Origin of the sequence: Sandaracinobacter neustonicus, assembly GCF_006385875.1 — a bacterium.
Classification (GTDB): domain Bacteria; phylum Pseudomonadota; class Alphaproteobacteria; order Sphingomonadales; family Sphingomonadaceae; genus Sandaracinobacteroides; species Sandaracinobacteroides neustonicus.
This window is the reverse complement of record NZ_VFSU01000021.1, coordinates 107,027-131,813: the sequence shown is the minus strand read 5'-3', so window position 1 is coordinate 131,813 and position 24,787 is coordinate 107,027. Positions and strand designations below refer to the sequence as shown.

Annotated in this window: 23 protein-coding genes; 18 read left to right on the top strand and 5 right to left on the bottom strand. The window is 66.8% G+C overall.

Features of this window, described 5'->3' with window-relative positions:
- The first annotated feature begins 1 nt into the window (after nt 1).
- The 4 genes from FJQ54_RS07950 to FJQ54_RS07935 are packed head-to-tail and all read left to right on the top strand — an operon-like array spanning nt 2 to nt 3,637.
- Complete coding sequence (locus FJQ54_RS07950; RefSeq protein WP_140927877.1) at nt 2-955, top strand: type II secretion system F family protein; 954 nt, start codon at nt 2-4, stop codon at nt 953-955.
- Nucleotides 952-2,241, top strand: a complete 1,290-nt coding sequence (locus FJQ54_RS07945; protein ID WP_140927876.1) for a tetratricopeptide repeat protein — start codon at nt 952-954, stop codon at nt 2,239-2,241. The genes FJQ54_RS07950 and FJQ54_RS07945 overlap by 4 nt, the downstream gene beginning before the upstream one ends.
- Nucleotides 2,238-3,131, top strand: a complete 894-nt coding sequence (locus tag FJQ54_RS07940; RefSeq protein WP_140927875.1) for a tetratricopeptide repeat protein — start codon at nt 2,238-2,240, stop codon at nt 3,129-3,131. The genes FJQ54_RS07945 and FJQ54_RS07940 overlap by 4 nt, the downstream gene beginning before the upstream one ends.
- 41 nt (nt 3,132-3,172) lie before the next feature.
- Nucleotides 3,173-3,637 (top strand): A24 family peptidase, encoded by a 465-nt coding sequence (locus FJQ54_RS07935; protein WP_181160043.1) that lies wholly within the window; start codon nt 3,173-3,175, stop codon nt 3,635-3,637.
- Here FJQ54_RS07935 and FJQ54_RS07930 read toward each other — a convergent pair.
- Together FJQ54_RS07930 and FJQ54_RS07925 are read right to left on the bottom strand one after the other, a co-directional pair.
- Nucleotides 3,634-4,404: an inositol monophosphatase family protein gene (locus FJQ54_RS07930; RefSeq protein WP_140927873.1), complete on the bottom strand. Its 771-nt coding sequence runs from the start codon at nt 4,402-4,404 to the stop codon at nt 3,634-3,636. The two genes, FJQ54_RS07935 and FJQ54_RS07930, sit on opposite strands and share 4 nt — an antisense overlap.
- Nucleotides 4,405-4,432: 28 nt before the next feature.
- On the bottom strand, nt 4,433-5,644 hold the full coding sequence (locus FJQ54_RS07925; protein WP_140927872.1) for a CaiB/BaiF CoA transferase family protein: 1,212 nt from the start codon (nt 5,642-5,644) through the stop codon (nt 4,433-4,435).
- Nucleotides 5,645-5,784: 140 nt separating this feature from the next.
- On the opposite strand from FJQ54_RS07925, the gene FJQ54_RS07920 reads away from it, so the two are divergent.
- A complete protein-coding gene (locus tag FJQ54_RS07920; protein WP_328592166.1) occupies nt 5,785-6,936 on the top strand; it encodes a sensor histidine kinase in 1,152 nt (383 codons plus the stop codon).
- 54 nt (nt 6,937-6,990) lie between these two features.
- Nucleotides 6,991-7,740 carry a LytR/AlgR family response regulator transcription factor gene (locus FJQ54_RS07915; RefSeq protein ID WP_140927871.1) on the top strand — a complete coding sequence of 250 codons (750 nt, stop codon included), beginning with the start codon at nt 6,991-6,993 and terminating at the stop codon, nt 7,738-7,740.
- Nucleotides 7,741-7,930: 190 nt separating this feature from the next.
- Here the strand turns inward: FJQ54_RS07915 and FJQ54_RS07910 are convergent, their stop codons facing one another.
- Nucleotides 7,931-8,308: a UrcA family protein gene (locus FJQ54_RS07910; RefSeq protein WP_181160042.1), complete on the bottom strand. Its 378-nt coding sequence runs from the start codon at nt 8,306-8,308 to the stop codon at nt 7,931-7,933.
- Nucleotides 8,309-8,523: 215 nt separating this feature from the next.
- The gene (locus tag FJQ54_RS07905; RefSeq protein WP_140927869.1) at nt 8,524-10,839 is read right to left on the bottom strand and encodes a TonB-dependent receptor; all 2,316 of its coding nucleotides are present in this window, start codon (nt 10,837-10,839) and stop codon (nt 8,524-8,526) included.
- A 184-nt stretch (nt 10,840-11,023) separates the two neighbouring features.
- On the opposite strand from FJQ54_RS07905, the gene FJQ54_RS07900 reads away from it, so the two are divergent.
- The 4 genes from FJQ54_RS07900 to FJQ54_RS07885 all read left to right on the top strand — a co-directional run bounded on the left by FJQ54_RS07900 (nt 11,024) and on the right by FJQ54_RS07885 (nt 15,075).
- Nucleotides 11,024-11,212 (top strand): zinc-finger domain-containing protein, encoded by a 189-nt coding sequence (locus tag FJQ54_RS07900; protein WP_140927868.1) that lies wholly within the window; start codon nt 11,024-11,026, stop codon nt 11,210-11,212.
- Between the two features lie 452 nt (nt 11,213-11,664).
- Nucleotides 11,665-13,074, top strand: coding sequence for a metalloprotease TldD (tldD, locus tag FJQ54_RS07895; protein WP_140927867.1), 1,410 nt, complete (start codon nt 11,665-11,667; stop codon nt 13,072-13,074).
- Between the two features lie 169 nt (nt 13,075-13,243).
- Nucleotides 13,244-13,582, top strand: a complete 339-nt coding sequence (locus FJQ54_RS07890; protein ID WP_140927866.1) for a P-II family nitrogen regulator — start codon at nt 13,244-13,246, stop codon at nt 13,580-13,582.
- A 62-nt stretch (nt 13,583-13,644) separates the two neighbouring features.
- Complete coding sequence (locus FJQ54_RS07885) at nt 13,645-15,075, top strand: ammonium transporter (RefSeq protein WP_140927865.1); 1,431 nt, start codon at nt 13,645-13,647, stop codon at nt 15,073-15,075.
- Nucleotides 15,076-15,753: 678 nt separating this feature from the next.
- Here the strand turns inward: FJQ54_RS07885 and FJQ54_RS07880 are convergent.
- Nucleotides 15,754-16,365, bottom strand: a complete 612-nt coding sequence (locus tag FJQ54_RS07880; protein ID WP_140927864.1) for a GcrA family cell cycle regulator — start codon at nt 16,363-16,365, stop codon at nt 15,754-15,756.
- A gap of 59 nt (nt 16,366-16,424) precedes the next feature.
- Between FJQ54_RS07880 and FJQ54_RS07875 the strand changes: the two genes are divergently transcribed.
- The 8 genes from FJQ54_RS07875 (at nt 16,425) to FJQ54_RS07840 (ending at nt 24,624) form a co-directional block, all read left to right on the top strand.
- Nucleotides 16,425-17,264: an ABC transporter permease gene (locus FJQ54_RS07875; RefSeq protein WP_140927915.1), complete on the top strand. Its 840-nt coding sequence runs from the start codon at nt 16,425-16,427 to the stop codon at nt 17,262-17,264.
- Between the two features lie 150 nt (nt 17,265-17,414).
- Nucleotides 17,415-18,353 (top strand): ornithine carbamoyltransferase, encoded by a 939-nt coding sequence (gene argF / locus FJQ54_RS07870; RefSeq protein WP_140927863.1) that lies wholly within the window; start codon nt 17,415-17,417, stop codon nt 18,351-18,353.
- Entirely contained in the window at nt 18,353-19,234 is an 882-nt protein-coding gene (gene hslO, locus FJQ54_RS07865; protein ID WP_140927862.1) for an Hsp33 family molecular chaperone HslO, read from the top strand. The genes argF and hslO overlap by 1 nt, the downstream gene beginning before the upstream one ends.
- 61 nt (nt 19,235-19,295) lie before the next feature.
- Nucleotides 19,296-19,679, top strand: a complete 384-nt coding sequence (locus tag FJQ54_RS07860) for a DUF3617 domain-containing protein (RefSeq protein WP_140927861.1) — start codon at nt 19,296-19,298, stop codon at nt 19,677-19,679.
- 656 nt (nt 19,680-20,335) lie between these two features.
- Nucleotides 20,336-21,604 (top strand): histidine--tRNA ligase, encoded by a 1,269-nt coding sequence (gene hisS, locus FJQ54_RS07855; protein ID WP_140927860.1) that lies wholly within the window; start codon nt 20,336-20,338, stop codon nt 21,602-21,604.
- Nucleotides 21,604-22,686 (top strand): peptide chain release factor 1, encoded by a 1,083-nt coding sequence (gene prfA, locus FJQ54_RS07850; RefSeq protein ID WP_140927859.1) that lies wholly within the window; start codon nt 21,604-21,606, stop codon nt 22,684-22,686. The genes hisS and prfA overlap by 1 nt, the downstream gene beginning before the upstream one ends.
- Complete coding sequence (gene prmC / locus FJQ54_RS07845; RefSeq protein WP_140927858.1) at nt 22,679-23,509, top strand: peptide chain release factor N(5)-glutamine methyltransferase; 831 nt, start codon at nt 22,679-22,681, stop codon at nt 23,507-23,509. The genes prfA and prmC overlap by 8 nt, the downstream gene beginning before the upstream one ends.
- 344 nt (nt 23,510-23,853) lie before the next feature.
- A complete protein-coding gene (locus FJQ54_RS07840) occupies nt 23,854-24,624 on the top strand; it encodes a DUF4167 domain-containing protein (RefSeq protein ID WP_235890362.1) in 771 nt (256 codons plus the stop codon).
- Nucleotides 24,625-24,787 lie beyond the last annotated feature (163 nt).

Sequence of the window (24,787 nt, the reverse complement as noted above, 5' to 3'; positions counted from 1 at the left end):
CATGAGCCAGGATATGACCACCTATCTCATCCTCGGGCTGGTGTTCGGTGCCGTTGTACTGGGCGTGCTCGCGGTTGCGCCGATGTTCGGCCGCAAGGTTGACTTAGCGAAGCGGCTGGCGACCCCCGCCCCCGGCGGTGCGGTCATGTCAGGTGGCTCGTCGCAATCGCTGCGCAACGATTCCAGCGCTAGCTTGTGGGCGAGGTTAATCGCCGAAGTCGAACGGCGCGGCATCTCGCTGAACGACGACAAGGCCCCAGTGTTGCAGGAGAAACTGGCACTGGCCGGTTACAGCCAGCCTTATGCTGTCCGCGCTTACGTGCTGATCCGTAGCGTGCTGACAATCGTGTTCCCGGCCATCACCTACGGCTATTTGATTCTGACGGGCAGCACCATTACCGGCAGCAAATTCTACCTGATCGTGTTGGGTTCGGCGGTGTTGGGCCTCTACCTGCCCAACGTCATCGTCAGCGGCCGCGCTGATCGCCGCCAGCAGGAAATCCTGAACGGCTTCCCCGACGCGCTGGACCTGATGCTGGTCTGTGTGGAAGCGGGCCTCGGCATCGACGCCTGCTTCGCCCGGGTGGGGCAGGAAATCGTCAACCTGCACCCCCGGTTGGCCGAGCTGTTCGCCACCGTCTCGTTGGAACTGCGTGCCGGTCGGCCGCGTTCCGAGGCGCTGAAGAACATGGCCCGCAAGAGCGGCGTGCAGGAAATCCAGTCCTTCGCCACCTTGGTAATCCAGTCCGACAAACTGGGAGCCAGCATTGGTCAGGCACTGAAGATTTACGCAGCCGAAATGCGCGAATCGCGACGGATGCGCGCGGAGGAAAAAGCTCACCGCCTGCCCGTGCTATTGTCTGTGCCGATGGTGCTATTCCTGCTGCCGGTTGTCGTTGGGACACTTGGTCTACCGGCAGCGATACAGATTTCCAACTCGAGCCTCGGCGAATGAAACAGCCCGCCACCCCCCGCCTCCACCCGCTCGCGCCGCTGGCGCTGGGGGCGGCGCTTGCCGGCCATGCCGCGGCGGATGCGAAGACGGCGGACCTTGCCAATCCCCGTGCGTCCGGCCCCGATCCGGTGGTGGGCGCCAGCGCCGAAGCCGCGCGGGAAATGGGCAAGGCGTGGCTCGGGCTGAACAAGGTGCCGGAGGCGCTGCAGGCCTATCGGCAGGCGCTGGCGCAGGATCCGGATTCGGTCGAGGCGCTGAACGGCATGGCCGTCTGCTTCGACAGGCTGGGCCGGTTCGAGGATGCGCGCACCCATTATGAAGCGGCGCTCGGCATCGACCCGACGTCGCCGGTGCTGCTGAACAATTACGGCCTCTCGCTCTATCTGCAGGGCGCTTACGACGAGTCCGCCCGCTTCCTGCGGCTGGCCGCTGCCGCCGGAGACCCGGCGGTGCAGGCCGCCGCGCTGCGCACGCTGGCGAAGATCGAAAACGGCAACCGCGCGCCCGTGCAGACCGCCGCCGTTCAGGCCTCCCCGGCCGAGTCCGGCCCGCGCATCGTCCGCACCAGCGGGCACGAGCAGCGGCTGGTGCTGGGTTCGCCGAAGGGCGCGGCCCCCGTCCGCTTTGCGGCTACCACGGCCTTGTCCGGCGAGGACACCGCCGCCATGGCCGCCATCGGCGGCCTGTCCGATTGGGACGATGCCCGCATCGCCAGCCGCGAAGCCGGGGCCATCGCCTCTGAGCAGGAAGCCGCCGCCCGCGCCGAAGCCCGGCGCGAGGCCGCCCGGCTGCTGGCGGAGGCGCGCGCCGCCACCCCGGCCGACATGCAGGTCGCCGCGCTGCTGGAAGCCGCGCGCAAGGCTGCCGCCAATGCCCCGGCCACGCAGGAACAAGCCACTTCGCCTTGGGGCGATCCGGCCGATCCGCTGCTGCAATCCCCGGTTGAGCGGGACTGGTATCGCGACCAGATTCTGGTGATCGCCCCCGCATCCGCCGGGCAGGCCCGGCGCGAGGCGGACCGCGCGAGCGCCGGGATGGCGATGCTCGCGGCCGGGCTGGCCCCCCCGCGCAACGCCCGGCGCGAAGCGCTGGCCGCGGCAGCCCGCAAGGCGCTGGACGAAGCCGCCCCGCGCCGCCAGTTCGGATCGCCCTTCGCGTCTGATAACGACCGGCTGAACGGCTTCGCAGAGCGGCTGCACCGGCCGGATGAAGAACCCGCCGAACTCAGCGTCGCCGAAAAGGTCGCCCTGCTGGAGCAATTGATCGAAAGGGTGAAAGCGGCATGAAAGCCGGAAGCGTGCGTTTTCTGGCGACGGTCGCGGCCGTCGTTCTGGCCAGCGGCTCGGTGGAGATGCGCGCCGAGGCCGCCGAACCCGCCGCCGTCAGCCAGCTCGATGGCGAGACGCTGACGCTGGAGTTCATCGACAAGGCCATCGCCGAGGGCCGCTATAAAAGCGCGCACGATCTGCTGGCGCGCGCCCGCATCCGCTTCGGCGGCCCGGAAGTCTCGCTGCGGGAAGCCGAACTGCTGCTGGCCGCCGGATCGCTGGCCGAAGCCGCCACCGCCTTCCAGCTGCTGGAAAGCGACCCCGCCGTCGGTGCCCGCGCGCAGGCCGGGCGCGGCATCACCGCGATCCGTGCCGGGCATGCGGAGGCTGCCGAATCGCTGCTGGCCGATGCGGTTGCGCGCGATCCCTCGCTGGCGCGCGCATGGTCCGCGCGCGGCGTGCTGGCCGATCAGCGGCAGGATTGGGCGGCGGCCGATCATCATTATGCGCAGGCGCTGGCGGCCGCGCCCGGCTCGGCCAATATCCTCAGCAACCGCGGCTATTCCCGCCTGCTGCGCGGCCTGTATGCAGAGGCAGAGGCTGATTTCAACGCAGCGCTGGCGAAGCAACCCGGCCTGAAGGTGGCGGCCACCAACCTGCAACTCGCCAAGGCGATGCAGGGCCGCTATGCCGAGGCCTTCACCGGCACCAGCCGCGACGAGCTGGCGCGCGATCTGAACACCGTGGGCGTGGCGGCGATGTTGCGCGGCGATCACCGTATCGCCGAAGGCTATTTTGCCCGCGCCATCGACATGAACAGCCGGTATGACAAGGTGGCGAGCGACAATCTCGCCTATCTGAAGTCCATCGCCCCCGAACTGAAAGACGACGACCGCGCCCGGCCATGAACAGCCTTTCCGTTTCCCCTCTGGTCTTTTCATGGCCCCTGTTGTTCGCCGGAATTGCCGCGCTGATGCTGCTGGCCTCTTGCGTGTGCGACCTGCGCCGTTTTGAAATTCCCGATACCATCTCCATCGTGCTGCTGATCACGGCGGTGCTGTTCGGCCTTGTCACCCCCGGCTTCGGCTGGCTGTCGCACGGGGGCGCGGTGCTGCTGATGTTCGGCATCGGCCTTGGCCTGTTCGCGCTGGGCTGGATGGGCGGCGGCGACATCAAGCTGATGGTGGCCTTCGCCGGGTGGACGGGCCTGTCCGGGCTGATCCCCTTCCTGCTGGGCACGATGATCGCGGGCGGTGGGCTGGCGGCGATCCTGTTGGTGGCGCGCAGCGGCTTCCGCCTGGCCGGTTTCGAATCCGAACGCATGCCCGGCCCGCTGCAACCCGGCGCGCCGCTGCCCTATGCGCTGGCGATCACCGCCGGTGCGGCATGGTGGGCCAGCAAGACGCTGGTTTAAATCCGCTCAATCGCCTCCGCGTGCGCGCGCCGGTCTCCGGCGGCCAGCACCCGGCCTTCGCTCGCCAGCGTCAGCGGCTTGCCCGCCCAATCGGTGATAAGGCCGCCCGCGCCCTCGATCACCGGCACCAGCGCGGCCCAGTCATAGGGCTTCAGATTTTCTTCCATCACAAGGTCCAGCTGCCCGGCGGCGAGCAGGCCATAATTGTGGCAATCCCCGCCGAAGATCATGTCCGCCACGGATCGGCCCACACGCTGAAAGGCCGCATGCCCGGATGCGGAAAAGGCGAGCGGATGGGTGGAACCCGCGCGCGCCGCCGAAAGGCCGGGGCAGGGCCGGGTGCGGATGGGCTTGCCGTTCAGCACCGCGCGCGGCTTGCCCACGGTGCAGCCCAGCCAGCGGTCCCCGGCCGCGCCTGCGGAAATGATCCCCAGCACGGGGCGGCCATCCTCCACCAGCGCCACCAATGTGCCATAGAGCGGGCGGCCCGCGACGAAGCCACGCGTGCCGTCGATCGGGTCGATCACCCACAGCCTGCCGGATTGCCCCCGGCTGATGCCATATTCCTCGCCATAGATGCCATCCGTCGGCCGGTCGGTTTCAAGGATGGAGCGAATGGTGGCTTCCGCCGCACGGTCTGCCGCCGTCACGGGGGATTGATCCGCCTTCTGCTCCACGGGCAGCTGTGCCCGGAAAAAGGGCGCGACCACGCGATCTGCGGCGGCGGCCAGCCGCTGGATCAGGATGATGTCCGCTTCGATACTCACAACTGCTCCACCCCAAGGGAACAGCGCCTCAATCGGCGAGTGTATCCAGTTCGGCAAGGCTTTTCATCTTGTCTGCCGAACCCAGTTCGGCGAGGATTTTCGCCCGGTCCGCATCCAGACGCGGCGCGGGCCTGCGGCTGGCCGGGTCTGCATGGCCGCTCAGCTTCACCGGGTTTCCGGCGATTTTCAGCGGCGCGCCACCCGGCGTCTCAGTCTCAACCAGCATGTTGCGGGCCTGCACCTGCGGCTGGGCGATCGCCTCTGCCACGCCGTTGATCGGGCCGGAGGGCACCCCGGCGGCGGCCAGCAGCGCCAGCCAGTGATCGGCAGGCGCCGTCAGCAACCGCGTTTCGATCGCTTCGGCCAGCGCGGGCTGGTTGCTGTTGCGGCTGTCCACGCTGGCATAGCGCGGATCGGCAGACAAGGATTGCAACCCCAGCGCATCGCGGCAGGCGGCCCACAGATTGTCGTTCCCTGCCGCGATGACGATTGCGCGGTCGGCGCAGCGGAAGGCCTGAAACGGGGTGATGGCGGGGTGGCGGCTGCCCAGCGGCGTGGGGTTTTGCCCCGTCACCTGATAACGGGCGATGGCGCTTTCCAATATGGCGAGCTGGCAATCCAGCATGGCCACATCCACCTTCTGCCCAAGCCCGGTGCGCTGCCTGTCGATCAGCGCGGCCTGAATCCCGATCACCGTGAACATCCCCGCCGCGATATCGCCGATGGAGGTGCCCACGCGGGTGGGCGGATTGTCCGGCTGCCCCGTCATGGACATCAGCCCGCCCATCGCCTGCACCACCAGATCATAGGCGGGGCGGCTGCTTTCCGGCCCCGTATGGCCAAAGCCGGAGGCCGCCGCATAGATCAGCCGGGGGAAGCGCTCTTTCAGCACCTCATAGCTCAGCCCCAGCTTCTCCATGGTGCCGGGGCGGAAATTTTCCACCAGCACGTCGGCACGGGCCAGCAGCGCCTCCAGAATGGCGAGGTCCGCCGAGGCTTTCAGGTTCAGCGCGATGGATTCCTTGCCGCAGTTGATGCTGGCGAAATAGCCGCTGTCTCCGGCGGCGAGGAAGGGGGGGAATTGCCGCGCATCGTCCCCCACGCCGGGCGCTTCCACCTTGATCACCCGCGCGCCCAGATCGGCCAGCACCATGGTGGCATAAGGCCCCGCCAGCACACGGGTCAGATCAATGACGAGAAGGCCGGAAAGCGGGCCTGCGGCTTGCGGTTCGGAGGACATGGCCAAGCCCTACCCGCACCGCAGATGCCCGAAAAGCACGATCAAAGTCGTTAACAGCGGATGAACCGCTTCGACGAACGGCGGTGCATGCTCGACAAAGGACGTCGCGCAGCGGGCATGCTTCCCCTAATGTGGCAGCCATGAACCAGCTATTCCGGCCCGGCCCGGCGCGGCACTCCGCGCGCCAGCCCGGCCAAGACCCGGATGATGCAGCCGACCGGCCCACGGCGAAGATGGCGTTTGTCTCCATCCTCGGCTTCTGGCTGGTCTATTTCGTGCTCGCCACCGCGCGGGCGCTGGTGAACGATCTGCCCGCGCAGGGCGAGATGCTGCTGCGCCGGGCCATTGTCACGCTGGCGGCGATGGCGCTGACGGGCCTGCTCTATGTGCTGCTGCGCCGCTTCGACGATGTGCGCACCGGCAAGCTGCTCACCATCGCCTTTGCCGCCTCGGTGCCGCTCGCCTTCGCCTATGCCACGGTGAACTACATCGCCTTCTATGGCTTCCCCATCGCCGAGCATCTGGACATGGAGATGGAGAAAAGCGGCGGCGCGCCGATGGACCCGGTTTCGCTGATCTCTTCCACGGCGATCGAATGGTATTTCTTCATCGCTTCATGGGCAGTGATGTGGGTCGCGCTGTCTTATGCGGCGAAAGTGCGCCGGGTGGAGCGGGAATCCGCTGAACTCAGGCAGGCGGCGCAATCCGCCGAACTGAAGGCGCTGCGCTATCAGGTGAACCCGCATTTCCTGTTCAACACGCTGAATTCGCTCAGTTCCCTCGTGATGCGCCAGCGCACGGAGGAGGCGGAGCAGATGATCCTGAACCTCTCCACCTTCTTCCGCGCCTCGCTCACCCGCGAAGCGAGCGAGAATGTGCCCTTGTCCGAAGAAGTGCGGTTGCAGCTGCTCTATCTGGATATTGAGAAGGTGCGTTTCCCGGAGCGGCTGGTGGTGAAGGTGGCGGTGCCAGCCGGGCTGGAGGATGCGCTGGTGCCCGCGCTGATCCTGCAACCGCTGGTGGAAAACGCCATCAAATATGGCGTCTCGCGCAGCCAGCGGCCCGTGACGGTGACGATCGCCGCCGATCAGGTGGGCGACAAGCTGGAACTGTGGGTGCGCGACGATGGCGAGGCCCCAGCCACCGCCGCCGAAGCGGGCACCGGCGTGGGGCTGGCGAATGTGGAGGCGCGGCTGAAGGCGAGCTTCGGCGACGCCGCCGATTGCGTGTCCGGCCGCCCCTCCGCCGGGGGCTGGCTGGTGCGGCTGACGATGCCGCTGGTGCGCGCCTAGGGCGGGCAGGCATGGCTTGCGCAATGCGCGCAGCCGGGGCAATCCTTGGCATCCATGACGCAATTGAAGACCCTGATCGTCGATGACGAGCCGCTCGCGGTGGAGCGGATGCAGATTCTCTGCGCCCGCCTGCCCGGCGTGCAACTGGTGGGCACCGCCGCCGATGGCGAAGCCGCGCTACGCCTGATCGAGGCTTTGCAGCCGGACCTCGTGTTTCTGGACATCGCCATGCCCGGCATGACGGGAATCGATGTCGCCAATATGCTGGAAGGCCGCACCAACGCCCCGGCCATCGTCTTCGTGACGGCCTTCGATCAATATGCCATCGCCGCCTTCGATGCGGCGGCCGTGGATTACCTGCTGAAGCCGGTGGCCCCGGAACGGCTGGAAAAGGCCGTGGCCCGCGTGGCGGAGCGTGCGCGGATGGCAGCGGAAGCCCCGGCCGATGCGCCGCCCGCTGCCAGCGCGCGCTATGCGCAGGAATTCTGGGTTCCCAACCGGGGCGAACTGGCCCGTGTCGCCGTGTCAGACATCGAGCGGATCGAGGCCGAGCGCGATTATATGCGCCTGCACGCAGGCAGCCGCAGCTGGCTGATCCACGAAACCATCGGCGCGCTGGAAGCCCGGCTGGATCCGGCGCAATTTCTGCGCCTGCACCGCTCCACCATCGTCCGCCGCGACAGGATCATGCGCCTCGCCCATGACGGGCAGGGCAATTGGACGGCGGAACTGGCCAGCGGGCAGCAATTGCGCATCGGCCGCACCTATCTCGCCAGCGTCCGCGCCAGCGTCACGCGGGGCTGATCCCCCATCCTTTGCAAACAGGCATCGCCTGCCCGTCCTTGAATTCCGCTCAGGCTGAGCCTGAACGGGTGGAGAGGGGCATCGATAAAGGCGAAAGGCCGACGGGTTTGCGAAAGCTGCAACCCCAAAACAGAAATGGCCCGCCCCCCGGCAAGGGGAGCGGGCCAGTCAGGACTGACTGGGTAACTGATCAATCGGCGGTCACGGCAATCCGCGAGGCGCGGCCGGCCAGTTGATCGGCCTGCGCGCGGGCGACCAGCACGTCGCGCTTCGCCGTCGCAGAGGCGATGGCCGCCTTCTCGCAAGCGGGCCGCTCGGCCAGCGCGCGGAGGTCGCGGTAATTGTCCAGCCCGCACACGGCGCGGGCGGCGCGGCGGATCTGCGCGTCCACATTCGCCTGCGCTTCGGGGCTGGCAAGGTTCAGCCCGGCCACCGGAATGGCAACCGTCTTCTGAACGGGCTGCATCGGAACTTCGGCAGCAAAGGCAGCGCCTTGCAGGCAGGTCATGGCAACGGCGGCGATCAGCGCCAGCGGCATGAAGGTGCGGGATTTGGAGGGGGCGTACATCGGGATTCTCCTGTTCGGGGGGTGCTGCCGAACCCGGTCGAGAGGGGGGATGACCGGCCCCGGCAGCACCATGTGTCCCTTTTGCAGGAGGCTGTTTCGCCTGTCCTTCGCGGCTCGACCGATAGCGGTTCAGTTTCGTCCGTCGCCACCTGCTTCGACGAACGCCATAACCGGCTCGACGAACTGCAGGTGGCGGGGATGATTTCCACGCAGGATCAGAAGCGGGTGGAGAACTCCACCCCGCCCAGCCGCGGATTGCCGCGGATGAAGGTGGCGGTTCCGAACGCGCCGCCGGTGTTGCCCGCGTCGATGATATAATCCTTGTCCAACAGGTTCGAAACGAAGCCCGCCACCTGCCAGCGGCCATCCTTGCCGGTGAAGCCCGCCCGCAGGTTCACCAGCGTGACGGGCCGTTCGGAAATCGCCTCCTTGTTGGGCACTTCGAAATAGATTTTCGAGCGATAGGTGACGGTGGGGGTGATGAAGGCCTCCATGTCGCCGCCCATGGGCAAGCGCGCGTCGATGCCGCCGGCGGCCTGCCATTCGGGTTGCAGGCGGAAGCGGTTGCCGGCGAAGATGCCGTTTTCCGGCTTGTCGTCGATCTTGCTGTTGATCCAGCCGAAGTTGCCGAAGATCAGCAGGCCCTTCATCGGTCGCACATTGGCTTCGCCTTCCACGCCCACATTCTTCGCCGAACCGGCGTTGCGCGAAACCGACTGGCCATTCTCGATGATGGTGACCTGGAAGTTCTCGTAAGTCTGGTAAAACACGCCCAGGCTGCCGCTGAACAGGCCGGTGCTGGCCTTCACCCCGCCTTCGTAGTTCCACACCGTTTCGGCGGGCACGTCGGTACGATCGGCGACAGGCCCGCTCGTGGTGTTTTTCGCGTTCAGCTGGATCACCGGGCTGCGGCGGCCCTTGGACACGGTGACATAGCCGTTCACGCCGTCGGTCATGCGGATCAGCGCGTTGAAGCGCGGCAGGAACGCCTTGTTGCTGCCGCTGGCGCTGAAGGTCTGCCCGCCGGTGCCCGCGAACGGCAGCAGCGGCGCACGGCTCAGCACCGAATTGGGCTGATAGGCGAAATAGGTGGAGGTGCGATCCTCCCACAAATACCGCCCGCCCGCCGTCAGCTCCAGCCAGTCCGTCGCGTCAAAGCTCACATCGGCGAACAGGGAGATCGTCTCAAAGGTGCCGCCGTTGCGGAAGGTGGAGCTGTAGGGGATCTGCTTCAGCAGCCCGCCCGTCAGCAGCGACGTCGTCTGCGCCGCCGTCACCACGCCCGCCGGGTTCACGCAGCCCAGCCCCGGAATTAGATCGGGAAGTTGTTCCGAAAGCGCCGTCACACACTGTAGATAAGTGCCTTCCTCGGTGCTGAACGGCACTTCCTGCGTGCCGGTTTCCCAGAACCAGTTGAAGCCGGCAAAGGCGCGGAGGCGGCCGCCGTCATAATTCACCCGGCTTTCGTGGCTCAACTGCTCGCCCTTCGAATCCTCGGCGAATTCCAGGAACCATGCGCCAGAGCCATCGGCGTCGAACACTTCATAGCTGTCGAACTTGCGATAGCCGAAGATGTGCACGGTGGACCAGGCGCTGCCGTCGGGCTGATAACGCGCGGTGAAGTTCACATCATGCACGTCGCGCCACAGGCCCAGCTTGTCATGCTCGAACACGCTGGCCGCCACCGGCGAACCGCCCAGTTCGGCGAAGGTGTAGGGCGAGGTGGTGCCGCCATAAGGCGGCAGCGTGCCGGATTTGAACGAGGTGCCGGGGTTGCGCTGCCCATCATAGGTGTAGATCAGGTCGGTGCGGATCGGCCCTTCGGGATCGAACTTCAGCGAGATGCGCACCCCGCGCTGATCCTGCCCGTTCAGATCGTCCTGCTCGGTGGTGCCGTTGGGCGTCTCCCCGGCGATATTTTCCACCACGCCGTCGCGCTTCTTCCACGCAAAGGCGATCCGCGCGCCCACAACCTCGTTGCCGACGTTCAACATGCCGGAAATCTGCCGCTGGTTGAAATTGCCCAGCGCCACCCGCGCATCCGCCTCGAAATGGTCGGCGACCGGGTTGCTGATCACGCTGACAGCCCCCACCGCCGCCGCCGTGCCGAACAAAGTCGCCTGCGGGCCCTTCACCACTTCCACGCGCTGGATATCGAACAGGTCGAAGTAAGACCCGCGCGACCGGCTGACGTCCACGCCGTTGTAATAGATCGTCACCCGCGCCGCTTCCTGAGCGGAACCGGAATCCGAGGTGATCCCCCGGATCACGAAGCCCGGATTGTTCGCCGATTGCTCCTGAATGTTCAGGCCCGGCACGAACGCCGACAGCTCGTTGAACTGGCTCACGCCCAGACGCTGCATCTGCTCACCAGACCATGCCGTCACGTTCACCGGCACATCCACCAGCTTCTGGTCGCGCTTCTGCGCCGTGACGATGATGTCCTCGCCCAGATCGACAGAGGCAGCCTCCTGCGCAACGGCGGGGACAAAGGCGATGGTGGAGGCGGCCAGAAGGAACAGGCTTTTCATGAGGAGAGGCTCCGCAAACGGGGATTGGTAAGGTTGGGGGCGGCCCTGCGCCCGTCATGTTGCAGTGCGGTGTCACCCGTGTTGCACTGCGGTGACGCCGCCGGGGTGTGGCAGCCCGGCCACGCCTGCCCCACACGCGTCTCCCCCCTTTTCGCGGGCACCCGAAGCCGTTACAGGCAAAGCCATGGTCACCGCCCCGCCCCCGCCCGAAACCCGCACCGTCCACAGCCGCCGCGTGGCCTGCGACGGCGACGAAGGCGCACTGGGCCACCCACGCATCTGGCTGCAAATCGACGAGCGCAACTTCGCCGACTGCCCCTACTGCGACCGCCGCTTCGTACTGGAAGGCGACGGCGGGGGGGATCACCACTAAGCGCTCTGGAAGGCTCCGGCTTCCGGCGGCCAAGGGCTTTGCCCTTGGAACCCGTGCCAAGGAAATGATTTCCCTGCACCCTCAAAATTTACGTCGTGCCCAAACTCCAGCGCCGCGCGCGTGATCCACTTCGATTGCCTGCGGCGCACCGCAGCCCTCTCCCCCTGCAAGGGGGAGAGTACGAGAGGGGGTGTCACCGCCGGGCCTGATCCACAACGGCAAAACACGCACAACAAAAAGCGCCGCAGGCCATAAACCCCCAACCTAGCGCCAAGCCGATGGCCCCCACCCCAACCCCTCCCCTGAAGGAGAGGGGCTCAGAAAAACTAAGGGGGTGCGAGCGGCGTCACGCCCCTGCCGGGTCCCGGGCAGAGCCTGGGCCGCCGGAGGCCTCCAACGTCAGCCCCACCACCCCCATTGGCCTTTCCCCCCGAACCCCCTATCTCCGCCCCATGGACACGCTTCTCTACACCGAACTCGATCCGCACGAGGCTGAGCGCCTGACGAAGCAGGCGCTCGACGGGATGGAGGATGGCGAGCTGTATCTGCAGGTCGCCACGTCCGAGAGTTTCGCGTTTGACGACGGGCGGCTGAAGTCGGCGAGTTTCGATCAGAGCCGGGGCTTCGGCTTGCGCGGCGTGGTGGGCGAGGTGAGCGCCTATGCCCATGCGAACGAGATTTCGGCGGCGGCGATCCGGCGCGCGGCGGAGACGGTGGCGGTGGTGAAGTCCGGCCATGGTGGCGTCGCCGCAGCGGATGCGCCGCGCGGCACCAATCGGCGGCTGTATACCGATGCCGATCCGTTATCGGCGGTGCCGTTTGCGGAGAAGGTGAAGCTGCTGGAGCGGATCGACGCGGTGGCGCGCGCGAAAGACCCGCGCGTGGCGCAGGTGACGGCGAGCCTCGCGGCCAGCTGGAGCCATGTGGAGATCATCCGCGCCGATGGCGTGCGGGTGAAGGATGTGCGGCCGCTGGTGCGGCTGAATGTGGGGATCGTCGCCGAGAAGGACGGGCGGCGCGAATCCGGCAGCTGGGGCTTTGGCGGGCGGCAGCTGTATGACCGGCTGTTTCAGGAAGGCGAATGGGAACGCGCGATCGACCTCGCGCTGGCGCAGGCGCTGACCAATCTGGAGAGCGTGCCCGCGCCGGCTGGCGTGATGCCGGTGGTGCTGGGGCCGGGCTGGCCCGGAATCCTGCTGCATGAGGCGGTGGGCCATGGGCTGGAAGGCGATTTCAACCGCAAGGGCAGTTCGGCCTTTTCCGGCCGCGTGGGCGAACGGGTTGCCAGCCCCGGCGTGACGGTGATCGACGACGGCACCCTGCCGGACCGGCGCGGTTCGCTGAGCGTGGACGATGAAGGCACGCCCACCGAGCGCACGGTGCTGATCGAGGACGGTTATCTGCGCGGTTACATGCAGGATCGCATGAACGCCCGGCTGATGGGCGTGGCGGCGACGGGCAACGGGCGGCGGGAAAGCTTCCGCCATCCGCCGATGCCGCGCATGACCAACACCTTCATGGCGGCGGGGTCCGAAGACCCCGGCGAAATCCTGCGAAGCGTGAAGAAGGGTCTGTATGCCAAAAGCTTCGGCGGCGGGCAGGTGGATATCGTCTCCGGCAAATTCGTGTTCAGCTGCACCGAGGCCTATCTGGTGGAGGATGGGAAAATCGGCGCGCCGGTGAAAGGCGCAACGCTGATCGGCAATGGCCCGGAGGTGATGCAGAAGATCGCGGCCATCGGCAACGACATGGCGCTGGACGAAGGCATCGGCACCTGCGGCAAGGGCGGGCAATCGGTGCCTGCGGGCGTGGGGCAGCCGACTTTGTTGGTAGAAGGGCTCACCGTCGGCGGAACTGCCTGAAAATCAGGCATCAGGCAATTTGCCCGGAGCGGCTTGCCGCGATTTTGGGCAATTGAAAGTCTGCATTGGGTGCGACTCAATGTGACAATCACTTGGCACGGGATGTGCATGGGACCCCTGCTGCGGGCGCATTTGCGTTCGCCAGTCAGAAAGAGGGGGTTCGGCAGCTGTGAAATTCATCGTGGCCGTGATCAAGCCGTTCAAGCTCGACGATGTCCGTGAAGCGCTGACGGCGCTGGGCGTTTCGGGAATGACCGTGACTGAAGTGAAGGGTTTCGGGCGCCAGAAGGGCCAGACCGAAATCTATCGGGGAGCCGAATACACCACCAACCTGGTGCCGAAGGTGAAGATCGAGGCGGCAGTGCCGACGGAGCTGGCTCCGCGCGTTGTCGAGGCCATCCAGCAGGCGGCGCACACCGGTGCCATCGGCGACGGCAAGATTTTCATCTTCGACGTGGCGGGAACGGTTCGGATCCGCACCGGCGAAACCAACGAGTCGGCGCTTTGATGCGGCCGGGCTCGATATTCAAGGCGGGCAGCAAGCCCGGCCTGTTCAAGGAGGGGTCTCATATGGAATTGCGACACCTGCCCTGGGGCAAGATCGCCCTGGGCCTGGGGATTGCGGGCATTGCCACGGCACATCCCGCGTTCGCGCAGGAAGCGGCGGCTGTCGCCACCGAAGCTGCAACCGTGGCCGCCGAAGTGGCCGCGCCGGTTGCAGCTGCAGTGGCTGAAACGGCGGCTGCCGATCCCGTTCCCAACAAGGGCGACACCGCCTGGATGATGGTCGCCACCGTGCTGGTGATGATGATGATCGTCCCCGGCCTCGCCCTGTTCTATGGCGGCCTTGTCCGCACCAAGAACATGGCCTCGGTGCTGACGCAGATCATCGGCGTGGCCAGCCTCGCGATGATCATGTGGGTCATCTATGGCTATGGTCTGGCCTTCGGCGGAGACGCCAACCAGTTCATCTCCAGCGGCAAATTCTTCCTGTCGGGCCTGACGGCCGATTCCAACGTCGCCACCTTCACCGATGGTGTCGTCATTCCGGAATTCGTCTTCATCGCCTTCCAGATGACCTTCTCCGCCATCACCGTGGCGCTGGTCGTCGGTGGCCTTGTGGAGCGGATGAAATTCTCCGCTCTCATGGTGTTCGCCCTCGTCTGGCTGACCATCGTCTATTACCCGATCGCGCACATGGTGTGGTATGCGGGCGGTGACGACGCCTCCACCGGCCTGATCTTCGGCTGGGGCGCGCTGGACTTCGCGGGCGGCACCGTGGTGCACATCAACGCGGGTGTCTCGGCTCTGGTTGGTGCGATCATTCTCGGCAAGCGGATCGGCTATCAGAAGGAACTGATCGCCCCGCACTCGCTGACGATGACGCTGATCGGCACCGGCCTGCTGTGGGTTGGCTGGTTCGGCTTCAACGCGGGTTCCGCGCTGGAAGCCAATGGCTCGGCCGGTCTGGCGCTCATCAACACCTTCACCGCGACAGCTGCCGGTGTGCTGTTCTGGATGCTGACCGAGAAGCTGCTCGGCCACTCCGGCTCGCTGCTGGGTGCCTGCTCCGGTGCGATCGCCGGCCTTGTGGCGGTGACTCCGGCTGCCGGCAACTCCGGCCCGTTCGGTGCGATCCTGCTGGGCGCGATTGCGGCCATCGCCTGCTGCATCTTTGTGATGAAGGTGAAGCTGAAGCTGGGCCTGGACGACTCGCTGGACGTGTTCGGAATCCACGGCATCGGCGGCATCATCGGCTCCATCGGCACGGCCTTCACCATGCTGACGGTGCTGGGCGGGCCTGCCGGGGACGACTACACCCTGTGGCCGCAAGTGTGGATCCAGCTGAAGTCTGTGGCGGTTGCCATCGTCTGGTCGGCGGTCGGCGCTGCGATTGCCTTCTACATCGCCAAGGCCCTGACGGGGCTGCGTGTGAGTGAAGAGGTGGAGCGCGAAGGCCTCGACCTCGGCGAGCATGGCGAGCGTGCCTATAATTACTGAGTTCGGCGACGCCGGGTGAACCGGCGCAGCCCATGATTTCCTCCCCAAGGAACCAACCTCCCCCCGGTGGTAACACCGGGGGGATTTTTTTGGCCGAAGGCGGCGAAGATTTGCGCAAAGCGCAAACTCTCGACTCGCCGCGGGCCCGGACGGCGGGGCGGAGGGCTTGTCCGACGAACCCGTCCGACGAATCCGGCTTTGCCGGACTTTTCTTGGCCCCCTCAAACGCTAGGCGCTTCGCCTAAGTTTCCTGCGCAGGCTCGGGCGCGCGGTCATGCCTGCGGCCCGTGGCTACGGGATTCGCCGCTAGCGGACTCGCTGGCTTCGCCAGCGGCCGCGCCCGAGATCAAACGCTGACCCGTCCACCCGGAACACCGGATAACCACATCGGTTGTTCCACGTGGAACATCATCCAACACTGCAACATCAACGGCTTGGGTGTAGGAGCTGTTGGAGTTGTTGGAGGCTCCCCCGGCGTTGGCGCGCGCGGATAGGCCGGCCGCGCGACAAGTCGCGCGAGTCCGGCTGGGGAAAAGAGAAAAGAAAGGGTCCGGCAAAGCCGGACTCGTCGGACTGGCCGGGGGTAGAGACCCCCGACTCAGCCGGCCGCGCTTTCGCCGAGTCTGCGAGTTAAGGCTTCGCCTTAATCACAGCCGGCTACCCCGTTGACGCCTTGCGTTAACGGGGGCGCGGCAAGTTCGGCCCGAACGGCCTCGGCGGCCCACCCGGCCGATCCCGGCGCGGCATCTGCGCCTGATACGCCACCAGGCAATGCTCCCCGCAATAAGGGAACCCCGGGTTCACCGGCTTGCCGCAGAAGTGGAAATCCGGCTCGTCCGGGTGGCCGATCGGCCATTTGCAGATGCGGTCGTTCAGGTCGAGCAGGGTCACACGCTCCCCCTTGCCGCGCGGCGCTGCCGGGCGGGGGGCTGGTTGCAGGCCCGGGGACAGCGCCGCCGGGGCCGGAGCCACGGGCGGGGCCACCGGAGCGGCGACAACGGGGGTCGGGGCCGGTTGCGGAGCCGGGGCTGCCGCCACCGGTTGCGGCGCGGGGCGTGGCGCCGGTTTTGGCGCGGCCGGTTTCGCCTCCGCTTTCGGGGCCTTGCTTTCGGCCTTCGCCTCGCCGGTCTTCAACGGAGAGGGGCGCGACGCGAGGCCGAGGCGGTGCGCCTTGCCGATCACCGCGTTGCGCGACAGGCCTTCGCCCAGAATCTCCGCGATCTGGCTCGCGGAGCGGCCTTCTTCCCAATATTGCTTCAAGAGAGCGATGCGCTCGTCTGTCCAGGCCATGGTTTTGCTTTCGGCTGGCTTGCGGGAGTTGGCCGACCCCGATAGACGGCGTGGCAACGATGCAAGCGCAAATTCCTCCCCAACCTGTCGCGCCGACACTGCCGGAACCCGGAGTTCCGGTGATCGACGGCGTCAACTGGCTGGGAATACGCACCCTCTATGTGAAGGAAGTGCGCCGGTTCTTCAAGGTTCAGATGCAGACGATCTGGGCCCCGGCCATCACCACGCTGATGTTTCTGGCGATCTTCACCCTCGCGCTGGGCAGCGCCAAGGGCGAAGTGCTGGGCTTTCCCTATGCCACCTTCCTCGCCCCCGGCCTGATTATCATGGGGATGACGCAGAACGCCTTTCAGAACAGCATGTCGTCGCTGATCATTGCCAAGGTGCAGGGCACCATCGTCGATGTGCTGATGCCGCCCTTGAGCCATGGCGAGTTGCTGGCCTGCTATGTGGCGGGTGCCGTCACGCGGGGCTGGGCCGTCGGGCTGGCGGTGTGGGCGGCGATGCTGCTGTGGCCGGGGGTACAGGTGAGTGTCGCCAACCCGTTGCAAGTGCTGCTGTTTGGCACGTTGGGTTGCCTGCTGCTGGGGCTGCTGGGGGTGCTGACGGGCATCTGGGCCGACAAATTCGATCATGGCGCGGCCGTCACCAACTTCGTGGTGCAGCCGCTGACGCTGCTCTCCGGCACCTTCTATGCGATCGATCGGCTGCCGCCGGCGATGCAGGCCGTCAGCCGGGCCAATCCCTTCTTCTATATGATCGACGGTTTCCGCGCCGGGTTCATCGGTGTGGCGGAAGCGCCGGTGTGGCTGGGGGCACTGATCGTCGGCGGGCTGTGCGCGCTGCTGTGGGCACTCGCCTACGCGCTGCTGAAGTCGGGGTGGAAATTACGCGCCTGAGCCATTATGTGGGTTCGAAATAGGTCAGGCGGCGTTTCGCCGCCTTTTTTATTTCCGCTGCTTGTTCCCGAACGAGGTTGCCATGGCCGTGTCCCAGCTGATCCTTCTTTCCCGGCGCTCTGGCGCGCCCGTGCTGGCGAAGGCTTCCGCATGAGCGGCGTGCGCCATGTGCTGAACCTGTCAGACCTTGGCCCCGGCGGGCTGCGGCTGGTGCTGGATCAGGCCCGCGACCGCAAGGCGGCGCGCAAGGGCTGGCCGCAGGGCCGGGCCGATGCCGATGCGCCGCTGGCCGGGCATGTGCTGGCCGCGATCTTCGAAAAGCCCTCCACCCGCACCCGGTTGAGCTTCGACATCGCCATGCGCCAGCTGGGCGGGGCGACGATCACCCTGTCCGCGGGCGAAATGCAGCTGGGCCGGGGCGAAAGCATCGGCGACACGGCGCGCGTGCTCTCCGGCTTCGTGGATGCGGTGATGATCCGCGCCAACCGCCATGCCGATGTGGAGGCCTTTGCCGCCGCCGCCGACGTGCCGCTGTTGAACGGGCTGACGGATGTGTCCCACCCCTGCCAGGTGGTGGCCGATCTGCTGGCGGTGGAGGAACGGTTGGGCCGCAATGTCGATGGCACGCATTGGGCGTGGATCGGCGACGGCAACAATGTGTGCAGTTCCGTGATCGAAGCGGCCGGGTTGCTGGGCTTTGCCGTAACGGTCGCCTGCCCGGACGGCTATTCGCCGGACCCGGCCTTCGTGGCGGAAGCTACGGACCGGGGCGCGACCATCCACATCGTGCGTGATCCGGCCGAAGCCGTGCGCGGGGCGGACGTGGTGGTGACGGACACCTGGGTCTCCATGGGCGACACCGACATTGCCGAGCGGCAGGCGGCCTTCGCCGATTATCAGGTGAACGCGGCGCTGATGGCGCTGGCCGCGCCCGGCGCGCTGTTCCTGCACTGCCTGCCCGCGCATCGCGGCGAGGAAGTGACCGACGAGGTGATCGACGGCCCGCAATCCGCCGTGTGGGAAGAAGCCGCCAACCGCGTGCATGCGCAAAAGGCGTTGCTGCTGTGGGCGCTGGGGCGGCTGGGCTGATGGCAGACCGGATTCTGGGCTTCACCATTCCCGGCCGCGCGGCGCGCGGGCGGGTGGTTCGGCTGGACTCCACGCTGAACGAAATTCTGGCGGCGCATGCCTATCCCGAACCCGTCGCGCGGATCGTGGCGGAAACGCTGGTGCTTACCGCCTTGCTGGGCGCGCTGTTCCGCGAGGACGAGGGCCAGCTGACCGTTCAGGCCAAGGGCGAGGGCGGCCAGCTGAAGCTGCTGGTGGCGGACTGGCGGCTGGGCGAGTTGCGCGGCTATGCCAGCCAGGATCTGGACCGCCGCTTCGCACCGCTGGACGAAGGGCGTTCGGCCTCGCTCGAGGCGCTGCTGGGCAAGGGTTATCTGGCGATCACGCTGGACCAGACCGCCTCGTCCGAGCGCTATCAGGGCATCGTCGAACTGGGGCGTGACACGCTGGAAGCCGCCGCGCAGGGCTATTTCGAGAACAGCGAGCAGCTGCCGACGCTGGTGCGGCTGGCAGCCCATCGCGGAGCCGACGGGCGCTGGAGCGCGGGCGGGATGATCGTGCAGCATCTGCCGCGCGCCGAAGACGGCGCGGCGCGGCTGCATGTGGAGTCCGGGCAGGAGCATTGGGCGCATGTGGAAGCGCTGGCCTCGACGGTGACGCCGGATGAGCTGACCGATGCCGGGCTGTCGCTGGACGCGCTGCTGTGGCGGCTGTTCAACGAGGATGAAGTGCGGGTGCTGCCGGAAATCGCCATTTCGCGCGGCTGCCGCTGCTCCGTCGAGCATATCCGCAACGTGCTGGGGCAATTCCCCGAGGAAGAGCGCGCCGAGATGCGCAACGCCGACGGCGTGATCGCGGTGGATTGCGAATTCTGCTCGAAACAGTTTCTGCTGGAGATCTGATCGGGCGCAATCCCGTCGCACGGGCCATGCTTTTGTCCAACTGTTGTGCCAGATTGGCCGGATGCGGTTGAGATTTGCGATTCCCCTGATGCTGGTGCCCTTCTCTGCGGAGGCCCAGCCCGCGCCCGATCTGAAGGCGCTGCAGGGCTTTGCCCCCGGTGCCTGGCAGGTGACCGCCATCGGCGGCCAATCCAGCAGCAGCCAGTGCCTGCAAGACAGCGCCGCCCTGCTGATGGGCGGGCGGCCGGGCGCGCAATGCAGCTTTTCCATCATCGCCGACAGCGCCGACAGCGGCACCGTGACCTACCGCTGCAGCAGCGGCCGATCCGGGCGGACAAGCATCCGCCGCGATGCCAAGGGCATCTTCACCGTAGACGCGCAAGGGCTGGAGAACGGGCACCCGTTTCAAGACCGCAGCGAATGGCGGCGATCCGGGGGGTGCTGAGGGGGAGGTGAGAAGGCCGGCGGTTTTGTTGTTTGAACTCGGCCACCACTCGGGTTTTTTGCCTCCGGCGGGCAGGGACATGATGTCCCTGCACCCTCAAAATTGGCGTCGTGTCAAAACTCAAATACCGTGTGAGTGATCAGATTCGATTGCCTGCGGCGCAACGAAGCACTCTCCCCCTGCAAGGGGGAGAGATGGAGAGGGGGTGTCACCGGTTGGCCTGATCCACAAATCTCTCAACCCGCTCAGCCTGAGCTTGTCGAAGGCCCCTGAGATACCCACCACCCTCTCCACATCCGCAACCGTCACCCCGGACTTAATCCGGGGTCCAGCTTTTCACCCGCAACGTTGGAGAAGAACAAGCTGGACCCCGGATCAAGTCCGGGGTGACGTGGGGGGAGGTGGGTGGCGCAGGCCCCGACATAAACCGCCGCAGGCAATAACTCTCAACCTCACGCCAAGCGGATGGCCCCCACCCCAACCCCTCCCCTGCAGGGGAGGGGCTAAAAACTAAGGGGGTGCGAGCGGCGTCACGCCCCTGCCGCGGTGAAGGGGTGGAACCCCTTCGTTCTCGAACCCCTTCGTTCTCGAACCCCTTCGTTTCGCAAACACCCAATCTTTGCGTCCACCCCCTCCCGCTGCTAAGCGCGCGGCCCATGAGCGACGAGACGAAACCGGCCAAGGTGCAGAAGGCGCAGCCCGTGCGCGGGATGCAGGATTTCATCGGCGAACAGGCGGCCCGCTTCGAGCATGTGGTGGGGACGTTCCGCGATGTTTCTCGCAGGTTCGGCTTCCGCCGGGTGGAAGTGCCGGTGGTCGAGTTCACCAGCGTGTTCGCGCGCACGCTGGGCGAGACGACCGACGTGGTTTCCAAGGAAATGTACACGTTCGAGGATCGCAACGGCGAATCGCTGACGCTGAGGCCGGAGTTCACGGCGGGGATTTGCCGGGCCTATATCTCCGAAGGCTGGCAGCAGTTTGCGCCGCTGAAGCTCGTCACGCACGGGCCGCTGTTCCGTTACGAGCGGCCGCAGAAGGGGCGCTATCGGCAGTTCCACCAGCTGGATGCCGAGGTGATCGGGTCGGCGGAACCGGCGGCGGATGTGGAGCTGATCGCGCTGGCCGATCTGCTGTTGAAGGAACTGGGTGTCGGCGGCGTGACCTTGCAGCTGAACACGCTGGGCGATGCGGAAACGCGCGGCAAGTGGCGTGAAGCGCTGGTCGCGCACTTTTCCGCGCACAAAGACGCCTTGAGCGAGGAGAGTTTGCGGCGGCTGGAGACCAACCCGCTTCGCATTCTGGACACCAAGGAAGCGCAGGATCGCCCGCTGGTGGACGCCGCGCCGTCGATCGATGCCTATATGAGCAGCGAGGCCGGGGCGTTCTTCGAAAGCGTGCAGGCCGGGTTGCAGGCGAGTGGCATCGCCTTCCAGCGGGCCGCGCAGCTGGTGCGTGGGTTCGATTATTACCGGCACACGGCGTTCGAGTTCGTCAGCGACGCGCTGGGATCGCAGGCCACCGTGATCGGCGGCGGGCGTTACGACGGGCTGATCGAGAGCATGGGTGGGCCGCACACGCCCGCCGTGGGCTGGGCTGGCGGCATCGAGCGGCTGATGATGCTGTGTTCGGAACCGGCGGCGGATGCGCTGGATGTGGCAGTGGTGCCGATGGGCGCGGCGGCCGAACTGGCGGCCAACGGCCTGCTGGCGGAGCTGCGCGCGGCGGGGCTGTCGGCCGAGCAGGGCTGGCGTGGCAATATGAAGAAGCGGATGGAGCGGGCGGCGAAAGCCGGCGCGCGCTTTGCGCTGATTCTGGGCGATGACGAGATCGCGAGCGGCGGCGTTTCGGTGAAGGATATGGCCAGCGGCGAGCAGCAGGCGGTGTCGCGGGACGGGCTGGTGAGCTGGCTGAAGGCGCGGGCCTGATGGTGCATCTGCCTGACCAGCGCCTCGCGCAACTGATCCAGCGCCATGAGGGGCTTTCGGCGGAGATGTCGAACCCGGCGCTGGAGCCTTCGAAGTTCGTCGCGCTCTCCAAGGATTATGCCGAACTGACTCCGGCGGCGGACGCCGCGCGCGAGGTGTTGGCGATGCGGCGCGAACTGGCGGAACTGGAAGCGCTGGCCGCCGATGCGGCGGGCGACGCGGAGATGCGGGCGCTGGCGGTGGAGGAATTGCCCGAACTGAAGGCAAAGTTGCCTGATGCCGAGCGCAATCTGGCGCTGAAGCTGCTGCCCAAGGACTCCGCCGACGCGAAGCCTGCGATTCTGGAAATCCGCGCGGGCACCGGCGGCGACGAGGCCGCCCTGTTCGCGGGCGATCTGGCGCGTATGTATCAACGCTATGCCGAATTGCGCGGCTGGCGGGTGGAAACGATCAGCGCGTCCGCCGCCGAACTGGGTGGCTTCAAGGAAGTGGTGATGGGCGTGAACGGCGAGGGCGTGTTCGCGCGGCTGAAGTTCGAAAGCGGCGTGCACCGGGTGCAGCGCGTGCCCGCGACCGAGGCGCAGGGGCGCATCCACACCTCCGCCGCGACGGTGGCGGTGCTGCCCGAGGCCGAGGAAGTGGATGTGCAGATCGACGACAAGGATCTGCGCATCGACGTCTATCGCTCGTCCGGCCCCGGCGGGCAGAGCGTGAACACCACCGATTCGGCGGTGCGCATCACCCACTTGCCCAGCGGGCTGGTGGTGATTCAGCAGGACGAAAAGAGCCAGCACAAGAACAAGGCCAAGGCGCTGAAGGTGCTGCGCAGCCGGTTGTACGACATGGAGCGGGAGAAGCTGGCGCGCGCGCGTTCGGCGGACCGCAAGGCGATGGTGGGCTCGGGGGATCGCTCCGAGCGGATTCGCACCTATAACTACCCGCAAGGCCGGGTGACGGATCATCGCATCAACCTGACGCTGCACCGGCTGCCGGAGATCATGGAAGGCAGCGGGCTGGAGGAGCTGGTGACCGCGCTGATCGCCGAGGACGAGGCGGAGCGGCTGGCTGCGCTGGATGCCTGAGGCGGGAGACCGTCACGCCCTGTTGCGGGCGGCGGCAGCGACTTTGCCCGGTGATACCCCCCGGCTGGATGCGGAACTGCTGCTCGCGCATGTGCTGGACGAGGAACGCTTGCCCATGCTGATGAGCCGTGCGCCGGTGGGTGCAACGGCGCAGGCTGCGTTCGAGGCGCTGCTGGCGCGGCGGCGCGCCCATGAGCCGGTGGCGCATCTGACGGGCGAGCGGGAATTCTGGTCCCTGCCGATTCGGGTGACACGCGACGTGCTGGTGCCCCGCCCGGACAGCGAGACGCTGATCGCCGAAGCGCTGGCGCATTTTGACGCGCGCCCGCCCGCAAATGTGCTGGACCTTGGCACCGGCTCGGGCGCGTTGCTGCTGGCGGCGCTGAGCGAATGGCCGCAGGCGCTGGGGTTCGGAATCGACCGCTCAGACGCGGCGCTGGCGGTGGCGCGCGGCAACGCGGCCCGGCTGGGGCTGGCGGCACGGGCGGCGTTCCGCAGCGGAGACTGGGCGGCAGGCGTGGAAGGGCCGTTCGACCTGATCCTGTGCAACCCGCCCTATATCGAGGATTCGGCAGAGCTGATGCCCGATGTCGCGGACTATGAGCCCGCAAGCGCGCTGTTCGGCGGGCCGGACGGGCTGGCCCCCTATCGCATCCTGCTGCCCGAAGTGCCGCGCCTGCTGGCCCCCGGCGGCGTGGCGCTGTTCGAATTCGGGCTGGGGCAAGGCCCGGCCCTGCTGGAGATGGCGGCGGCGCTGCACCTGCACGCAACGACGGTGCCCGACCTCAGCGGCCGCGCACGGGTATTGCGCATTCGCTGTTGATCGCACGCCCGCCGCTTTTTGCTTGGCACGGCGAATCGCAGCGTCTAGGAAGATTGTGCAGCGCAGCCGGGCCATGGGCCGGCCAGCCTGCTCCCTCATACTTGAAAGACGGGCCGAGTGATCGCCCGATCTGGCTGCAACGCAGCAAGTGTGACGGGCAGGCTGGATGATATGCCCATGGGCATATCTTAGGGTTCATGACGCTTTGGCGGCTGGCACATTCCGGCGCGTCGGCATGAGGCATGGGGCCTCTGCACATCAGGCGGAATCTGCCTAGAAACGAGGCGGCGGCGAAGGATCAGGCCGCCGCATCAAGCTGCACATTGGAAGGACGGCATCCGGGCATGCAGAACAGGCAGAATGGTCGCAGGCGGCGCGGCGGGGGCGGGAACAACGGCAGCAACCCGCGCCCGATGGGGATGGCCAGCGGCGGCCAGACCAACAACCGGCTGGAAGTGCGGGTGCGCGGCAACGCCCACCAGCTGCTGGAAAAATACAAACAGCTCGCCCGCGATGCGCATCAGGCCGGAGACCGGGTGGCCTCGGAATATTATCTGCAACACGCCGACCATTATTTCCGCGTCTTGAATGACAGCCGCATCCGCCAGGAAGAAATGCGCGCCCGCCGCGGCGTGTTCGATCCGTTCGAAGACGATCCCGTGGGTGCCGATGGCGACGAAGCCGAAGGCCAGAACGGCGACGAACAGCCCGAGGCCGAGCAGCAACAGCGCCAGCCGCGCGAGCAGCAGCCCCGCGAACAGCGCGGCGAGCGCCGCCCGCGCTATGAAAACCGCGATCGCGGCGACGAGCGTGGCGACTCCGGCGGGTCGCGCAACGAGGGCCGCAATGAGGCTCGCAATGAACCCCGCAGCGAGGACGGCGGCAACCGCCAGCGCTGGCAGGACCGCCGCCCGGAGCGTGTGCGCGAAGACCGCGTCGCGCCGGAGGCCACCGAACAGGCCCTGTCAGACGGCGAAGCCGCCCTCGTCGCCTTCGGCGGCGCGCCGGTGCGCGAAACCGTCGTGGAAGAGGCCGCTGCCGCAGACGAAGCGCCCAAGCCCCGCCGCCGCGGCCGCCCGCGCAAGACGGTTGAAGCGGAGACGGTGGAGAGCTGAGGCTGACGCGCCCGCCTTCGTTTGCGGGTGGGTTGGGGTTTATTCGGGAAGGTTTTTGCCTCCGGCGGGCAGGGAAATGATTTCCCTGCACCCTCTAACTTTGCGTTGTGCCTGAACTTCAGCGCCGTGGGTGTGATCAGGATTCGATTGCCTGCGGCGCTAC

Excerpts from the sequence above, each read along its gene's own strand:
- FJQ54_RS07950 (WP_140927877.1), top strand. The coding sequence starts at position 2 with ATGAGCCAGGATATGACCACCTATCTCATCCTCGGGCTGGTGTTCGGT.
- FJQ54_RS07945 (WP_140927876.1), top strand. The coding sequence starts at position 952 with ATGAAACAGCCCGCCACCCCCCGCCTCCACCCGCTCGCGCCGCTGGCG.
- FJQ54_RS07940 (WP_140927875.1), top strand. The coding sequence starts at position 2,238 with ATGAAAGCCGGAAGCGTGCGTTTTCTGGCGACGGTCGCGGCCGTCGTT.
- FJQ54_RS07925 (WP_140927872.1), bottom strand. The coding sequence starts at position 5,644 with ATGTCCTCCGAACCGCAAGCCGCAGGCCCGCTTTCCGGCCTTCTCGTC.
- FJQ54_RS07920 (WP_328592166.1), top strand. The coding sequence starts at position 5,785 with ATGAACCAGCTATTCCGGCCCGGCCCGGCGCGGCACTCCGCGCGCCAG.
- FJQ54_RS07915 (WP_140927871.1), top strand. The coding sequence starts at position 6,991 with ATGACGCAATTGAAGACCCTGATCGTCGATGACGAGCCGCTCGCGGTG.
- FJQ54_RS07910 (WP_181160042.1), bottom strand. The coding sequence starts at position 8,308 with ATGTACGCCCCCTCCAAATCCCGCACCTTCATGCCGCTGGCGCTGATC.
- FJQ54_RS07905 (WP_140927869.1), bottom strand. The coding sequence starts at position 10,839 with ATGAAAAGCCTGTTCCTTCTGGCCGCCTCCACCATCGCCTTTGTCCCC.
- FJQ54_RS07900 (WP_140927868.1), top strand. The coding sequence starts at position 11,024 with ATGGTCACCGCCCCGCCCCCGCCCGAAACCCGCACCGTCCACAGCCGC.
- tldD (WP_140927867.1), top strand. The coding sequence starts at position 11,665 with ATGGACACGCTTCTCTACACCGAACTCGATCCGCACGAGGCTGAGCGC.
- FJQ54_RS07885 (WP_140927865.1), top strand. The coding sequence starts at position 13,645 with ATGGAATTGCGACACCTGCCCTGGGGCAAGATCGCCCTGGGCCTGGGG.
- FJQ54_RS07880 (WP_140927864.1), bottom strand. The coding sequence starts at position 16,365 with ATGGCCTGGACAGACGAGCGCATCGCTCTCTTGAAGCAATATTGGGAA.
- FJQ54_RS07875 (WP_140927915.1), top strand. The coding sequence starts at position 16,425 with ATGCAAGCGCAAATTCCTCCCCAACCTGTCGCGCCGACACTGCCGGAA.
- argF (WP_140927863.1), top strand. The coding sequence starts at position 17,415 with ATGAGCGGCGTGCGCCATGTGCTGAACCTGTCAGACCTTGGCCCCGGC.
- hslO (WP_140927862.1), top strand. The coding sequence starts at position 18,353 with ATGGCAGACCGGATTCTGGGCTTCACCATTCCCGGCCGCGCGGCGCGC.
- FJQ54_RS07860 (WP_140927861.1), top strand. The coding sequence starts at position 19,296 with ATGCGGTTGAGATTTGCGATTCCCCTGATGCTGGTGCCCTTCTCTGCG.
- hisS (WP_140927860.1), top strand. The coding sequence starts at position 20,336 with ATGAGCGACGAGACGAAACCGGCCAAGGTGCAGAAGGCGCAGCCCGTG.
- prfA (WP_140927859.1), top strand. The coding sequence starts at position 21,604 with ATGGTGCATCTGCCTGACCAGCGCCTCGCGCAACTGATCCAGCGCCAT.
- prmC (WP_140927858.1), top strand. The coding sequence starts at position 22,679 with ATGCCTGAGGCGGGAGACCGTCACGCCCTGTTGCGGGCGGCGGCAGCG.
- FJQ54_RS07840 (WP_235890362.1), top strand. The coding sequence starts at position 23,854 with ATGCAGAACAGGCAGAATGGTCGCAGGCGGCGCGGCGGGGGCGGGAAC.